Annotated in this window: 13 protein-coding genes; 6 read left to right on the top strand and 7 right to left on the bottom strand. The window is 69.2% G+C overall.

The annotated features are described in order from the left end of the window. Window positions 1-86: 86 nt before the first annotated feature. Window positions 87-2,072 carry an SIR2 family protein gene (locus tag GKS42_RS24400; protein ID WP_154796191.1) on the bottom strand — a complete coding sequence of 662 codons (1,986 nt, stop codon included), beginning with the start codon at window positions 2,070-2,072 and terminating at the stop codon, window positions 87-89. 205 nt (window positions 2,073-2,277) lie between these two features. Between GKS42_RS24400 and GKS42_RS24405 the strand changes: the two genes are divergently transcribed. From GKS42_RS24405 to GKS42_RS24415, 4 genes are all read left to right on the top strand, one after another. Then, the gene (locus tag GKS42_RS24405; protein WP_154796192.1) at window positions 2,278-3,525 is read left to right on the top strand and encodes a hypothetical protein; all 1,248 of its coding nucleotides are present in this window, start codon (window positions 2,278-2,280) and stop codon (window positions 3,523-3,525) included. A gap of 553 nt (window positions 3,526-4,078) precedes the next feature. Further along, window positions 4,079-4,402, top strand: a complete 324-nt coding sequence (locus tag GKS42_RS26680) for an AAA family ATPase (protein ID WP_487247354.1) — start codon at window positions 4,079-4,081, stop codon at window positions 4,400-4,402. A 26-nt stretch (window positions 4,403-4,428) separates the two neighbouring features. Beyond that, window positions 4,429-5,169 (top strand): ATP-binding protein, encoded by a 741-nt coding sequence (locus tag GKS42_RS26685; RefSeq protein WP_232847830.1) that lies wholly within the window; start codon window positions 4,429-4,431, stop codon window positions 5,167-5,169. A gap of 836 nt (window positions 5,170-6,005) precedes the next feature. Then, entirely contained in the window at window positions 6,006-6,299 is a 294-nt protein-coding gene (locus tag GKS42_RS24415) for an EthD family reductase (protein WP_168217975.1), read from the top strand. A 182-nt stretch (window positions 6,300-6,481) separates the two neighbouring features. On the opposite strand, the gene GKS42_RS24420 is transcribed toward GKS42_RS24415, so the two are convergent. From GKS42_RS24420 to GKS42_RS24445, 6 genes are all read right to left on the bottom strand, one after another. Further along, entirely contained in the window at window positions 6,482-6,790 is a 309-nt protein-coding gene (locus tag GKS42_RS24420; RefSeq protein ID WP_232847831.1) for a YciI family protein, read from the bottom strand. Between the two features lie 301 nt (window positions 6,791-7,091). Continuing rightward, complete coding sequence (locus tag GKS42_RS24425) at window positions 7,092-7,799, bottom strand: M50 family metallopeptidase (protein ID WP_232847832.1); 708 nt, start codon at window positions 7,797-7,799, stop codon at window positions 7,092-7,094. Between the two features lie 212 nt (window positions 7,800-8,011). Continuing rightward, on the bottom strand, window positions 8,012-9,253 hold the full coding sequence (locus tag GKS42_RS24430) for a PrsW family intramembrane metalloprotease (protein ID WP_154796195.1): 1,242 nt from the start codon (window positions 9,251-9,253) through the stop codon (window positions 8,012-8,014). After that, window positions 9,250-9,894, bottom strand: coding sequence for a hypothetical protein (locus GKS42_RS24435; protein WP_154796196.1), 645 nt, complete (start codon window positions 9,892-9,894; stop codon window positions 9,250-9,252). The genes GKS42_RS24430 and GKS42_RS24435 overlap by 4 nt, the downstream gene beginning before the upstream one ends. A 174-nt stretch (window positions 9,895-10,068) precedes the next feature. Beyond that, entirely contained in the window at window positions 10,069-10,767 is a 699-nt protein-coding gene (locus GKS42_RS24440) for a hypothetical protein (RefSeq protein ID WP_154796197.1), read from the bottom strand. An 86-nt stretch (window positions 10,768-10,853) separates the two neighbouring features. Next, window positions 10,854-11,822, bottom strand: a complete 969-nt coding sequence (locus GKS42_RS24445) for a small ribosomal subunit Rsm22 family protein (RefSeq protein WP_168217976.1) — start codon at window positions 11,820-11,822, stop codon at window positions 10,854-10,856. A gap of 138 nt (window positions 11,823-11,960) precedes the next feature. On the opposite strand from GKS42_RS24445, the gene GKS42_RS24450 reads away from it, so the two are divergent. Together GKS42_RS24450 and GKS42_RS24455 are read left to right on the top strand one after the other, a co-directional pair. Beyond that, window positions 11,961-14,534 carry a circularly permuted type 2 ATP-grasp protein gene (locus GKS42_RS24450; RefSeq protein WP_154796199.1) on the top strand — a complete coding sequence of 858 codons (2,574 nt, stop codon included), beginning with the start codon at window positions 11,961-11,963 and terminating at the stop codon, window positions 14,532-14,534. Further along, window positions 14,531-15,544, top strand: coding sequence for a transglutaminase family protein (locus GKS42_RS24455; protein WP_168217977.1), 1,014 nt, complete (start codon window positions 14,531-14,533; stop codon window positions 15,542-15,544). Before GKS42_RS24450 ends, GKS42_RS24455 begins: the two co-directional genes overlap by 4 nt. The last annotated feature ends 7 nt before the right edge of the window (window positions 15,545-15,551 follow it).

The raw sequence follows: 15,551 nt of genomic DNA on the forward strand, positions 1-15,551 counted from the left end.
CGCGGGCGGCAGTCGAACCGCGTCGTGCGGCCGAGGCGCCCACTCTCTTGGGCCGCGTCAAACCGCCCAGATTGACGCTTGCATCCCTAGTCTGGAACGAACAGAGTGCCGCGTTCGTCGATGGTCTCAGCGGTGTCGAGCCACATCGTCATGGGCACCGCCCCGCCGCCACGCGGAAGTCGAGACCATGCCAGCTCCCCACCCACCCTGCCGAGACCGCGTGAAACCGCTTCGAGGACAGCCAACAGCGCCCCCACCTCGGCGTACATGCCTGCTTCGATGAACGGGTGTGAGTCCTGGGCGGTTTCGACCTCCGCAAAGAGCTTCTGCGCCTGAACTGCCACGTGATGGTCGTCCGGATGCATTCGGTCCGCCGTGAGCACATGGACCCGGCCGAAAGTGCCCATGTTCACCAGCACGCCTAGTTTCTTGGACCAATGCTGGTGCGCCTCGAAGCGAAGAGTCTGAGCACCGCCGACGTCGCCGCCGGTTCGGTTGGCTTCTTCCCACGCTCGCTCGCGCAGGGCGACTTGGTTCGCGGCCGTCTCCAGATCTACGAGCGCGCTCGCGAAACGGTCCCGCGCTGAGATACCGGCTGCGATGCGCAGCACCTCAAACCTCTGCCAGACATCTTCTATCGCTGTCGGCGAGAGTGCGAGAGTTTCGATCAAGAGCGGGCTGAGTTTCGCGAACAATTCGCGGCCCGCGGGCGCATGCTCGTAGTAGATCTGCTCGGGCTCGTAGAACTCGGCCAGCGACATCCGATTGTTCGACCTGTGCGGGTGGGTCACCGTGGTGCGGAGCATCGCATCAAGCGCCTTCCACCGGCCGGTGGCCACGGCGGATACGCCTGCCGCGTAGAACAGCCACAGCCCCGCAACTCGACGGACACTGAGCAGGCGGATGAGCCCGTCGCCGCGGGACCTGTACGAGAACCGTTCGAGTTCCGGAGCCCACCACGACTGGGTGCCGGCGCCGCCCCAGTACGCGAGCGTCGCGGTTAGTGCAGCCGGCAGACGAACCGACTCCTCGATGCGCGCCAGAATCGCGCCGTATCCGCCAGCTTCCTGTTCCTGCTTCGAGTCGCTGTACAAGAAGTCCGGGTGCTGGTGAAGGTCGCTGAACGCGCTGGCTAGGGCATCGTGCACGCCCACCGCCACGCTCCGCCCAGACAGCTCGCGCTTCGCCGTCGCGACAGCGACCGGAACCGTCAGCGGATGAGCGGCTCCACGGGTGCGGAGCGCGGTGACCGCATCGGCCAGCCTGGCGAACGCGTCGTCGGCCGTAGTCTGCAACAACGTCCCACGCTTGAGTTGGAGCAGCGCACTCCCCGCTTCGCTCAACGCGAACGGTTCAATCCACGCCAGGGGGTATCGCACGAAGTTGTGCCGCGCCTCGATGGCGGCACGCAGGGCGATGTCATAGGTCGCGGACCAGCCAGCGACTAATAGGCCGTAGTCGTCGAGGATGCGCTCGATGAGCTTCTGGGTCTGCGAGGCGTACCTCTCCAGCTCAGCGTCGGTGTTGAGCATCGAGTCTGGGTTCTTGTAGTCGCCGTGAAGGTGAATGACGACGCAGTCGAGCTGGTGGAGCGGCCGCATCCCGTCGACCTCGGAGGGGTGGGTGATGACGGTGGGTTCGATGCCAGCGGCGCGGAGCGCCTGTTCGATGAGTCGGTCGAAGTTCAGGGTGATGATGACCTTGATGGCGCCGTCAGCGACGAGGCGGGCGATGCCGTGGTGCGCGGCGGTGGGCTGCTTGAGACCGGCCTCGCGCTCTTCGGCCGCAACCTCGAAGTAGTTCTCCAAGAGGGCCTGACGCAGAGCCGGGGTCTTTGCGAGCCTTTCGAGGAGCCGGCCGTAGGTCGGTTCTTCGCCACGGGTGCGCTCCCACCACTTCTCGGGCGCTTCCTGCCCGAGGTCGACGCCTTCGGCGCGCGCGACTTGGCGGCACAGGTCGACCAGAACGCCCCACGCGACGGGGATGCCGGAGGAGTAGGAGGTGCCGGCGCCGATGAGGAGCGCGTAAGCCCCAGGGTTGGAGTGAAGATGGGCGAGTGTGAGAAGTTCCATCCTCGGGAGACCTCGGCACCTACCCCGAGACCGTCGCACCAACACGCGCTACACCTCATCTGGGAAACGCCCTGAAACAGGTCACGGGGCTGCGTAGATTCGGATCATGCATATCGCTGTGGGGCCTGCGCAGACTCGGGTCGGTCACCTTGTTGATGGCGCAGCTACCCCTCATCAGGCTGCAACGCTTACATATGAGCCGCAGATGGGCCCTCTCCTCTCGGTGCCCTACATCCGTGGCGACGGCCAGTTTGCACACGCCGTGGACTGGTTTGACGGCCAGCGGCCACCTGAGTCGCTGATCTTCGCCGATGACCGTGGAGTGGTGACTCTCACCGGGCTGAGATGGCGGGGTCACACCGGCCACCCGTATCGCGTTGGTCGACTATCGCCTTCAGCCACCTTCAATGGCCGCCCCAGGAGGCTGAACGATTGCTACAGAGTTCGGTCTTTCACCTCCCAGATTGATGGCCTGGCAGAGTTCGCTGGGATCGGCTCGGTGGAGGTAAGCGAGCCTCGCAGCCGAGCCGAGCCCATCACTGCGATTCTCAGGCCAGACGAACACTTCCGCTGGCGACACGATGGCTGCACACACGAGATCCGAACCAGCGCGGTCTGGAGCGCACAGGTTGGTCAGAGCTTTAACGCGAGCACTGAAGCATTCCTCAGCAGCACTCGAGCCAGGCGGCAGACTCCCGAGGAGTACCTGGTTTCGCAGTGGCCACTCCGCGCACTCCTTGTCCTCGCCTTCGGTGCGCGGTTGTCTTGGCGCGGGCACAGCATCAAGGATGAGAGCTTTCCAACATGGACGCTTGATGGCGCGGCCCGCAAACCCGGTGAGGTCGCGGTGCAACTTCAGCGCACCGCGGAGGACGCCGAGCAGCCATCTCCAAAGTCGTCTGATCTCGCCCTTCCGATGCTCTCGCTTCGAGATCTTGGAACGCCCGGCCTCAAGCGCTGGTATCGACTATATGACGACACCGTCTTCAGGCGGGCTGTCGAACCGGCCGTCGCTGTCATCAATGGCGCCTCTCGTTTCCTGGAACCTCAGCTCATCATGACTGCCATGTCTCTCGAAGCTGCGGGCTACTACCGCGACCCGAATCGGCGTCCGAGAGAGAGATTGGAGCGTCAAGTACAACGCTGCGTTGCGGCAACGGGCCATGATTGGTCCGCCATCGGATCCGAGCGTGGTATCGCGCGAGCCATAGCGAAGACTACTAATGACCTGAAGCACGCCGACAGACCCGACCGTCCCAACGCAGTCGAGCTCAGGGTGATCACCGACCTCGCTAAGCTGATCATGCGGATGCAGATCTTGGACCTCCTTCATACTCCCGCCAAGACCAGGCAGAGCTTCGTGAGAACGAACGCAGTTCTCCGCGTCATCGAGACGTTCGAACTCAACGGCGTAGTCGTCCTCGAAGACGGTTCGCTCAAGCAGGATGCCTGACGGTTTCCAGCAGCACCAGAGCAATCAACGGGTCGATAGGTCCGGGCGCGAGCCGCGTCCTTCCGCCGCGATCGGACCAGTTGTCTGGTCGGCGTGGTTTCGTGGCGTTCATGGCCTCGCCACGCGGGCGGCGGGTGCTGTCGGGCTCCCGATCCCGGCGTTGTTGACCAGCGCAGAGGTGTGTTCGGTGACTAGTGCGATCTCGTCCGCGAGGTGGTGCCACTGCGTGACCACGCCGCTGTGGGCGCGGACTATCCGTCGGTCGGGTGTTCACGATTGCACAGCGCCCGCCCTCACATTTGCTACGTTAATGTGTTCACGTTTGCGTAGTTCACGGCATCATGTCTGCTAGGTCAGGCGTCCTCGATTCACCCGTGCCACGTAGAGTCAGTGAGCTCCTGGCGGACCTGGTCACGGCGGAACCGGTGATAGTTCTGCACGGGCCGCGGTCGGTAGGCAAGTCCACGATGCTGCGAAGATTCGCTGCCGGCGCCGAGGGGGGTCGGTTCTCGACCTGGACGACATCGAGGCGCGTGAGGCGGTCGTTGGGAACCTGGCCGCGGTCGTCGCTGGCCAGGCACCGGTGTGCGTCGACGAGTACCAGCGGGTGCCCGACATCCTGGATGCGCTCAAAGCCCGGCTGAACCGCGAGGGCAGCCTCCCCGGGACTGCCGTCATCACCGGCTCGACCCGACAGGACGCCTTGCCCGCCACAGCGCAGGCCCTCACCGGACGCCTGCACTCGTTGACCATCTGGCCGCTGTCCCAGGGTGAGATCGCCAGAGTTCGGGAGAACCTGCTCCAGACACTGAGAACCGACCCTGACGGCGTGGTCAGCCAGGTCCCTCTTCCAAAACCACCCGCCAGGACTACGTAGAACGCGTCTGCGCAGGCGGGTTACCCATGGCTTTGCGACGTTCCGGCCCGGCTCAAACGCGCTGGTTCGACGACTTCGTACGGGCATCGGTCGAACGGGATGCTCTAGAGCTGAGCCGAATCCGCGAACGACAAGCCATGACCGACCTGCTGGGCCTGGTCGCCGCGCAGACAGGGCAACTGCTGAACACCTCTGCCGCCGCGGACAAGCTCGGCGTCAGCCGAGCCACCACCGAGAATCATCTGCGGCTGCTCGAGGACCTCTTCCTTGTGGTGCGACTGCCGGCGTGGGGCAAGACCCTGCGTTCACGCGTCAGCGTCAAGCCCAAGGTGCACGTCGTCGACTCCGGACTGGCCGCCCGGCTGCTCCGGCTCACGCCCGACAAGTTCGCGGGACTCGACCCGGCATCACTGTCCGACTTCGGGCACCTGCTGGAGACCTTCATCGTCGGAGAGATCCGCAAGCAGACCTCCTGGCTCGATGAGCCGGTCACGCTGGGCCATTGGCAGACCAGCGACGGTGCAGAGGTCGACCTGGCTATCGAGTACGACGACGGCACAGTCCTCGCCTTCGAGGTCAAGGCCAGCGAACGCGCAACCGGCGCCGATTTCCGCGGTCTGACCCAACTGCGCGATGCCCTTGGACCACGGTTCGCCGGCGGAATCATCCTCACGACCGGAACTCGCTCATACACCTACGCCGACCGCCTCCACGTCATGCCCATCGACCGACTGTGGACTCCCGTCACACCCGAGCCCGCGCACTGACCCACCACCAAGAGCATCGACGCTCGCTACTGCCGCGAATCGGGAGTTCTTAAGGCACGTCAATCCGCCGTGCGACACGGTGGGTCGGGCGGTCGTACCGTGCTGACGCCGACGCCCAGCCAGCCCGCACTGAGCGCTCGCCTCGGGTTCGTGACCTGCTCGGACCACGGCCCAGCGTCGACCCAGGCGTTGCCAGGTCCAAGAATGCACGGCGGGCACCGAGCGGGCTTGCCCAACGCGCCCGCCACACGCGCAAGGTGGCGGTGAAAGCTGTGGTGCCGTGGTCGCCTGCGCTCGTTCTCATTGACCGGCACCGATCGTGGCGACCGTGGAGCGCCTCGGGCGCAAGGGAGGTCATGCGGTCGTGGCGCGCTGCGCGTGCGGACGCCGACTCGGCCGCCGCCTGCTGGTAGGCCGATTGTCGCGTTTCGCTCCCTTTGCTTGACCGTCGCGATGCAGGTCGAGTCGGGCGGTAACTCCTGCTGGTGGTGCGCACCGCTTTGACGCCACCGCAACACGCCCGATGAACGTTCGGAGGCCAATGGAACAAGTAGGCTCTGCCCGAGCGCCCGTTCCAGCGCGCGGTCGTGCCGCTGTCCGGTACGCGTGAGTCACCGATCATCCTCCGGCCGATGCGTGTCTCGCCTTAGCGGCGTGCGGGCAACCGCGAGGAAGACTGGTCAGAGCACTTCGGTGTGTTCGGCCTCGGCGCCGTACTCGGTACAGTGCCGGCACCGGCTACGCCCAGAGGTGTCCGTGCCCGTGTCTGAGACCACATAAACTCACGGGAAGGCCGCGGATAACGGATGCCCGGCGAGCGAGGAGATGCTCGATCGATGCACAAGATCACCGTCCAGTACTTCGACCCCGCCGACGGCAACGACTTCGAGACTGCCTACCGCGAGCGGCACGTGCCGCTCGTGCAAGCAATCCCCGGTCTCGAGCGCTTCACCATCAGCCTTCCCCACGCTGATGGCGCGCCATACTTGGTCGCGGAGTTGTGGTTCGCCGACGGCGACGCCCTGAGCACCGCCCAGACCTCCGCCGAGATGGCTCCGGTGAGGGCCGATTCGGCGACGTATGACGTGGCCCGGCGGGTCATTTTCGCCGGGAGCGTCGAAGACGTCTGATCCAGCGTGGACTGGCGCTGAACTCCTCCAGATCCTCGCCAGGCACCGGTCCGGGGTCGACAGAACAAGTAGCCGCGCTGGGTGCGCGTCTCATCGCCGTCTGAGGTGCGTGGCGAAGGCTGACATCGCCGACGCGCGGACGGGCCCCTAAAGGGCCCCCCGAGTTCCCTCGACAAGTGAACTCATTGGCCCGGCGGCACCTGGAAGGCCCTGACCTCGATCCGGCCGCCGAGCGCCTTCGATGCGCGCGCGGCCCAGTCAAGGGCGGTCTGCTCATCGGCCACGTCGATGACCCAGAAGCCTCCGAGGTACTCGGGGGCCTCGACGAAGGGGCCATTGACTTTGCTCAGCGACTCGCCGGTGTAGTCGACCGTGATCGCGCTCGAGGGCGGCATCAGCCCGCCGGCGAAGACGAAGGCGCCGGTCGACGTGAGTTCTTCGATGATCGCACCCGTGGCGGCCATGGCCGCCTCGAGCTCGGCCGGGTCCATGGTCTCCATGGTCGGCTCTTCGTCGGAGTCGTGCGGAACGGACAGCAGATATTGGGTCATGCCGCGTTAGACCGTCCTGGACGCGGGAACTCATCGGTCGACCCGCAACCTGAGCACAGCAGTACCCACTCGCGGTCTAATTTCCGGTCTGCGTGCAGAGACCATCGGGTTCACTCCTGCCCTGCCTCGCCAGATGGACCGCGGGCCCAGTCGTCCCCCAGCCGACGATCCGCAGCGAAACGCGGCGTCGGGTCGAGCCTGGTCCCACGCTACCGAGGGCATCCCTGAGTGCGCGACCGCGCTAGCCGCGGAGCGCGAGCACCTCGAGCGCGCACACCCAGGTGGCTGCGGCACAGACGAGCAGGAAGCTGAAGTTCCAGAGTGCCTTCGGCACCCGGGTCAGGGACGCCAGGACGGCCGGGTCGCTCGATCCGCCGTGATCGCGCAGCACCGCGCCGACGTGCCGCCACGCCCCGACCACGAGCACCAGACCGGCGCCGATGAGGACCTGCTGCTGCAGCGCGTCGGCGCGCCACCACCACAGAGCGCCGGTGCCGGCGATCACGCCGATCATCACCACGGCGGTCAGGAGCGAGCGGACGCGGATGAGGGACAGGACCAGCACGAGCAGCACCGCCGTCAGCACCGGCGCAGCCCAGCCGCGCGCGGCCGCCCAGACCAACAGGGTCCCGATGATCGCGGGTGCCGGGTAGCCGGCCCAGGTACTCGCCGCCCGACCGAAGCCGCGACTCGGGCCGCGGGTCACCGCGTGCCCGGACATGTCCGCCCGGAGCACGAAGCCCGTGAACTGCCTGCCCACGGCGATCCCCACCAAGGCGTGCCCGAGCTCGTGCACGAGGGTCACCCCGAGCCGCGCCACGTTCCACGCCGGCCGGATCACCACCACAGCGAGCGCGACGCCGAGCACGATGTACAGCGACCGGGCGTCGAGTGCGACCGCGCTCGACGACGGCAGCACCCGCTGCATGAGTTCATCCCAGAGATCCACGGATGCGAGGGTACGGGTGATTGCTGACCGGACCGCACCAAGGGCGCATCACACTCGGACAACCGCCCTGCTCCGGAGGAGTCATTCGACGGCCAGGGTTCTATCGACAGTCGAGGCCCGAGTTGCCGAAGCGAAGCGTCACGGCCCGGAGCCCGCGACCTAGAACGCGCCAGTAGTCAGCCCGATCGAAGCCGACCGAACGACCGTGAGCGTCAGCCCGGGGCGCCTTCCGCTCGGTCTGTTCCGGCGAGTTGGCCGGGCTCCGCGGTGGCCCGGAGGCGTGCGACTTCGGCGCGGGAGTGTTGGACGGTCTCGGTGTCGGCACCCTTGGCCGCGGCGACGTCGTGGGTGAGGTCGAGGATCGCTCGGCGCAGGTGATTGCGTGCCACGCGGGCTCGATGGTTGGGAGCGGACTTCTTGAACGCCTTGCGTGCCTTCCGGTCGAGGAGCGCCTCGAGTTCGTCCGAGGAGACCGTGCCGGCCTGGATCTCGGGGGCGAGGATGTCGCGCACGAACTGATGCTCGCGGGGGGCTGCTCGTCGGAACGCGATGGTCAGGATGGTGAAGCCGAGCACGATGGACGCGAGCATGACCCCGGTCGTCGCGAGGCCGTTGCCGCCGCCGAGCCCACCGGCGTCGTCCCAGGTGAAGTGGAGGAACATGCCGGCGAGGATGAACGCGATGCCGCGTCCGATCCGACGAGGCTGGGCGACGGTGCCGAGGAGGTAGATGACGCCGCTGCAAACCAGGGCACTGAACAAGGGGTGCGAGACGAAGCTGAAGGCGATCCGCGTGAAGGACATGTGCACCGCGTTGCCGATCGGGTCGGTGCCGAAAGCTGCGGCGGTGGAGTTGGCCGCGTAGAGGAAGTCCTCGAAGGCAGCGAACCCCAGGCCGATGAAGGCGCCGAGGACCAGCCCGTCATTGGCGGTGCGGACCAACCGTGGTGCCAGACCCATGAGGAGGATGAAGCCGCACAGCTTGGCTGCCTCCTCGGTGAAGGGAGCGGTCAGGCCGGCGGCCCAGTTGGCGGTCCAGTCCTGGCCGAAGAGCTTGGGGTAGATGCCGAGCATCGCCGTGTTGACGGTCATGGCGAACGCGAACGTCGCCGGGATCGCGCCCCAGACCAGGCCTGCCAGGACGAGACCTCTGGGCTGACGCTCCCACCGGTCGATGTGTCGGAACCACAGCCACCACGCAACGCCGCACAGCCCGCAGAGCACGGCCGCGATCGCGAACGCCTCGCCGTAGAAGCCGATCCTCGGGCCGAAGAACGACCAGATCTGGAAGGCACCGATTGCCGTCAGCACGAGGTACACCCAGAAGCAGAGATTGTGCGGCTGGATGAAGACGAATCGCTCGCCCCACCCGGATACTTCAAGGGCATCGGACTGACGGCGCAGGGCGTCGCTCGAGCCTGGAGCGGCCTGGGTGTCCACCTGGTGGTTGCTCATCCGGCGCCCCCGTCGGTCTCAGCGCCTGTCGTGCGGATGCTGGCGATCATGGCGTTGATGTTCTCGGCCGCGGCCCGCATCTGGGTCGGGGGTCCGAAGGCGGTGATCTTCAGGCCGGTGCCGTCAAGGACGAAAGCGGCGACCAGGCCATCACCGCGGACGCTGCTGTAGGTCTGCGCGACTCCCACGTCACCGGCCGAGGTGGTGATCGTGATCGGCTCACCTTCGACCCGGAACGTCGGATCGCCGGTGCGGGAGGTGACCTTTTCGATCTGGGCGAGCAACTCGGCCGGGGTGCCGCTGAACGTGTCCGGCACGATGTCGAAGGTCACTCCGTCGCCGGCGATCGTCGCCTCACCGCTTGCGACTGCGGAGCCTCCCTCGCCCACCCGGAAGCCGCTCTCGACATTCCAGCCGGTCACGGGGGTGAACGCGATCGTGTCGGACAACGCGAGCTGCTCGCCGGCCTGCACCGGGTCGTCCCACTCGATCGCGTTGTTGATCCGAGGGATCGCCACGGTCGCGATGAGAAACACGACAATGACGAAGATCGCGTACGGGAACGACCGCTTGTCCAGGCCGAGCCACCGGTGCTCGGCCGACACCCGCCGCCGGGCCGTCGAGGTGCTGATGGACGACATGGACCCCTCCTAGTCGGCTCGCACAGACCAGCCCCAGACGCGACACACCGTATCGACTCCCGACCGGTCCCGCCATGCGACCTCATCGGCGATCAGGAGCGCGCACGGCCGCTGGCGATCAGTCGTGCCGACGTGGATCCAGGCAGCAGGAGGGTTGCGGTTGGTTCTCGGGCATCACCCGGCTGCGCCCACCACCGCATGCCATTGCTGCGGGCTCAGCGGAGCCGGCTCGGTCGTCGCAAGGCCGGCGCGCTGACGGGCCAGCTCGATCACCTCGGCGAGCAGGGTGCTCAGCCGGGCGGCCGGATCCGGGACGCAGGCCTCGGCGATGCCGCGCACGGCGACCTCGACGATCACCTGGGCGGAGGACTGGTTCACCGGGCCGGAGCCCATCCGGGCGGCGAACGCGAGGCCCCACCGCTTGGCGTCGGCGTGCTCGTCCAGCACCTTGGCGGCGGCCCGGGTCATCTCGGCCGTGGCGCGGGTGCGGTAGGCGTCCACCTGGCCGAGGGTGCGCAGCATCCCGACGGCGAGGCCCCGCTGCCGGTCCATCGACGCCACCGGCAGCGCGTGCATAGCGGCCACCAGGGCGACCTCGTCCTCGAACCCGGGCCCGAGGTCGCGAAGCCCGATCACGGAGGGGATGAGGGGCGCGAGCGCGGGCCGGCGGGCGTCCGGGGTGAAGTCGTTGACGAGGCGGGCCAGGTGCGCGAGCGACTCGTCGGTGCAGGCCGGTGAGTCGGTCCAGGGCTCGCCGGCCAGGTAGGACGCCAGTTCCATGAAGCAGGCGCCGCGGCGCGGGTTGCGGTGTTTGCCCCGCGCGAGCATCGGCAGCACATCGGGGACCGGATCGGGAACTCGGCTGGCACTCATGTGCCTCACCTCCACGGGGCGGATGGCATCCATCATCCGCCACTTCCGGCGCTCGTGCCAGTGGTTTTCGAGGCGTTCGGGCGCGCTCAGCCCCAGCCCTCGCCCCACTGCACCCGGCGGGCCGCCCGGTAGTCGGCACCCTGCTTCTTCGAGACGGTCACCCCGGCGGCGGTCCCGTCCGCCCGGCACAGCTCCAGCAGCACGTGCCCGGACCGGATCTGCGGGTGCCGCAGCACCCGGGCCGCCGGGCGGGTCACCGGCAGCCGGGTGGCCGCGATGTAGGCGAACTTCTCGTCCTCGTAGTCCCGGCTGCCGCCCTTGGCCGCCCGGTGGGCGACGGTGCGTTCGAGGCGGGCGACGGCGTGGCACCAGTCGTCGCCGGTGAGCGGGCACTCCTCGTGGTGCGGGCAGGGCGCGGCGAGCGTCAGGCCGGCCGCGAGCAGCTGCTCGCGCGCGGCCAGGATCCTCCGGTACCCGGCGGGCGTGCCCGGCTCCACGATGAGGACCGTCGGCGCGGCCGCGACCAGCTCGGCGACCACGGCCGCGCGAGCGGCCTCGTCCAGCTCACCCAGGACGAAGCCGCAGACCGCGAGCTCGACGTCCGCTGCGCCGTCGGGCATGGTCGTGCCGCCGAGGCGGCGCCGGGTGGTGACCAGCCGCGGTCCGGTCCCGGCGAGCAGGCGCTGTGCCAGGGCGAGGGCGTCGGCGGAGTAGTCGACCAGGCGCAGCTCGTCGATGCCGTCGAACGCGTCCGCGACCGCGGCGCTGACGCCGCCGGTGCCGCAGCCCAGATCGAGTACGCGGCGCGGCTCGAGATCGGGCACGCTCAGGCGGACCTGCTCGACGGCGGCCCGTGCGGCCGCGTAGGTCGCCGGCATCCTGGTCAGCACGTACGCCGCGGCACGCAGGCCCGAGTCGATGATCGGCGCGGACGCAGCGTGGTCGGCCAGGTAGCGCTCGCTCAGCGATCGGGCCGCGGCGGCGACCTTCGCCGACGGGTGCTCGGCGACGACGCCGTCGATCGCGTCGGAGAGCGGGGTGGGCAGGCGGTACACACGGGCAAGTATGACGTGCAACGACCCTGTGGCGAACGCGTCAATTTCAGGTAAATTCACGGTGCCCACCGGAGGCGGCGCCTTTACTGTTGGCATAGGATCTCCAGAGTTCCATCCCACGACCGAGAGCTCCGCACCGTGACCGATCTGCTGGCCAGCTACCGCGCCGGAGGTCCCGGGCACGACGAGATGCTGCAGTCCAGCGGCGCCGCCCGGGCCGCGTGGGACCAGCTCGCGGACCTCGCCGGGGTCGGGTCCTGGGAGCAGCTGGCCGGCCGCAGCGCCGATGTGCGCTCGCTCCTGGAGGACCACGGCGTCCGCTACGGCGCGGACCCGCAGGACCGGCCGTGGCTGCTCGACCCGCTCCCGGTGCTGATCGACGAGGTGGAGTGGGTCCGGCTCGAGGCTGCGCTGCGCCAGCGGGCGCAGTTGCTGGACGCGATCCTGACCGACCTCTACTCCGAGCGCCGGCTGCTCAGTTCCGGTGCGATCCCGGCCGAGATCGTGCTGGCCCACCCCGGGTTCCTGCGCGCCGTGGACGGCATCACGATCCCGGGGCCGCACCAGCTGTTCCTGCACGCGGCGGACCTGGCCCGAAACGCCGACGGCTCCTGGCTGGCCCTCGCCGACCGGACCCAGGCGCCGAACGGGCCGGGGTACGCGATGGAGAACCGGCGGGTCATCGCACAGGTGCTGGCCGGGCTGTACCGGCAGGCCAGGATCCGCCGGCTCGGGCCGTTCTACCACGCCATGCGGCTGGCCCTGCATGACGTCGCGCCGCCCTCGGCCGGGGACGCGCCGCGGGTCGCACTGCTCACGCCCGGGCCGCACTCGCGGACCACGTTCGACCAGGGTTACCTGGCCACGATGCTCGGCTACCCGATGGTCGAGGGCGAGGACCTGGTGGTCTCCGACGGGCGGCTCTGGCTGCGCTCCCTCGACGAGCCGGAGCCGGTCGACGTGCTGATCCGGCGGGTCGACGGCAGCTTCTGCGACCCGCTGGACCTGCGCGGCGACTCCCGGCTCGGGGTGCCGGGACTGGTGCATGCGGCCCGCTCCGGGGCGGTCACCGTGGTCAACACCTTCGGCAGCGGTGTCCTCGAGAACCCGGCGCTGCTCACCTATCTGCCCCGGCTATGCCGCGATCTGCTCGGCACCGACCTCCTGCTCGGCTCGGCGGTCACCTACTGGTGCGGCGAGCGCAGCATGTGCTCGCACGTGATCGCGAACCTGGACCGCCTCGTGCTCAAGGCGACCGACGCCGGCGGGCCGGAGCACAACGGCTGGGAGCTGAGCGTCGGCGAGCGCGCGGACCTGGCCGTGCGGATCTCCGCCGAACCGCACCGGTGGGTCGGCCAGGAACCGGTGGACGCCTCGACCACACCGTCGGTGGGCGCCGGCACCCTCGAACCGCGCTCCACGGTGCTGCGCACGTTCGCGGTGGCCCGGCCGAGCGGCTATCAGGTGATGTCCGGCGCGCTGGCCCGGGTCACCCCGGAGCACACCCAGACCGTCGCCCGGGTGACCCTCGGGGCGGTGGCCAAGGACGTCTGGATCCTGTCCGCCGAGCCGCAGCCGATCACCGACACCTGGCTGCGGGACGGCACCTCGGACGCACCCCGGCGGGCGGGCGCGAGCTCGATCTCCGCGGGCGCCGCGGAGGACCTGTACTGGTTCGGCCGGTACGCCGAGCGGACCGAGGCCACGATCCGCCTGATCCGGGCGGTCACGGACCGGTGGGACGACTACAACCTCGCCCCCGCGAGCACCGGCGGGCGGGCGCTGGCCGTGCTCACCGCCGCGCTCGAGCAGGTCACCACGAGCGGGAGTCTGTCCGAGCTCGTCATCGACGGCACCCGGCCCGGGACCGTGGCGTACGCCGTGGACGCGATGACCCGGTCCGCGACCGCCGTGCGCGACCAGCTGGCCGGTGACACCTGGATCGCGATGGGGTCGATCGAGCGCGCCCTGAACCGCGAGCGCGCCCGCCGCTCACCGCTGGGTTCCTCCGACGGCGGTCTCGGCCCGGTGCTGACCCGGGCCCTCGAAGGGTCGCTGGCCCTGGCCGGGATCGGCGCGGAGTCGATGGTGCGCGACGTCGGCTGGACCCTGATGGACATCGGGCGCCGGATCGAGCGCGCCCAGCACCTGGTCCGCACGCTGCTTGCCTCGGTCACCGCGCACCGGGAGCCGGCGGTCGACTCGCTCGTGCTGGAGTCCCTGCTCATCGCGAGCGAGTCCGTGATCACCTACCGGCGGCGCTGGCAGACCCACGCGCGCCTGGACACGTTCTGCGAACTGCTGCTGCTGGACGAGAAGAACCCGCGCTCGCTCGCCCACCAGGTCACCCGGATCGGTGCCGGGTTCGCGACGCTGCCCGCGCCGGCGGCGCGCGTCCAGGCCCGGGACGGGCTGCTCGCGGACCTCGTCGACCTGCTCGCCGAGTTCGACCCGGCGGGCGCCGTCCAACCCGACGAGACCGGCGCCAGGCCCCGGCTCGCCGAGGCGCTGGAGTCCCTGCGCTGGCGCCTCGAGGAGCTCGGCGCGGAGATCGCGAAGGCCCACTTCACCCGGCCGATGCCGGCCGAGTGGCTCGACGCGGCGGGCACCTGGGTACCGCGAGCCGACGAGGTCGACGCAGGCGACGCCGTCGGGCAGGACACGGCGGCGCCCGACGGCGCAGGTTCCGCCGCGTACGGGGGCGCGCCGTGAGCCGCACCCACCAGGGCGACCTGCACTACCGGCTGACCCACACGACCACGTACACCTACCCGGAGGAGGTCACCTCCTCCTACGGGCGGGCGCTGCTGCTGCCGCGACGCGGCGCCGGGCAGCAGGTGCACGCGAGCGGGCTCGCGGTCGAACCCGGCGCGGACCTGATCGCCGAGCACAGGGACTGGGGCGGCAACCGCTCCACCTACTTCCACGTCACGCAGCCGCACCAGCAGCTGCGCGTCACTGGCCACTCCGTGATCTCCACCGGGCGGCGCCGTGCCGATCCGGGCCGGCTCCCCCCGGTGCCGTGGGAGCAGGTCGCCCAACTGGTCCGGACGCTGCGGCCGGTGGCCCCCGGGGACCCGATGGGCGGGCCGGGTGCGGCGGTCTCGATCGCCGACTCCCGGCTGGCCTCGCCGATGGTCGAGCTGAGCGAGGAGGTGCGCGAGTACGCGCTGCCGTCGTTCGAACCGAGCCGGCCGGTCGCGGAGGTGGTGGCCGAGCTCGCCACCCGGATCCACGACGACTTCGCCTACCGGCCGGGCGCGACGTCGGTGTCGACCACGCTGCCGGAGGTGCTCGCCGGGCGCGCCGGGGTCTGCCAGGACTTCGCGCACCTGCTGATCGGCTGCGTGCGGTCGATGGGCCTGGCGGCGCGGTACGTGTCGGGCTACCTGGAGACCATGCCGCCACCGGGGCGGGAGAAGCTGCGCGGGGTGGACGCCTCGCACGCGTGGGCGTCGGTCTGGCTGCCCGGCGGTGGCTGGCTGAACATCGACCCCACGAACGACCAGTTCATCGACGGCCGCTACGTGGTGCTCGGCTGGGGCAGGGACTACCGGGACGTCTCCCCGCTGCGCGGCATCGTGTTCACGCCGGGGTCCGGCTCGACGCTCGAGGTGGGCGTGGACCTGTGGCCGGTCGACAAGGCCGACCTGGCCGAGCACGTCGCCGAGGTCGAGGCTCTGGTCACCCCGGCGACGCAACTGGCCCCCGCCCTCCGCTGACCTGATC

Origin of the sequence: Occultella kanbiaonis (assembly GCF_009708215.1) — a bacterium.
Classification (GTDB): Bacteria; Actinomycetota; Actinomycetes; order Actinomycetales; family Beutenbergiaceae; genus Occultella; species Occultella kanbiaonis.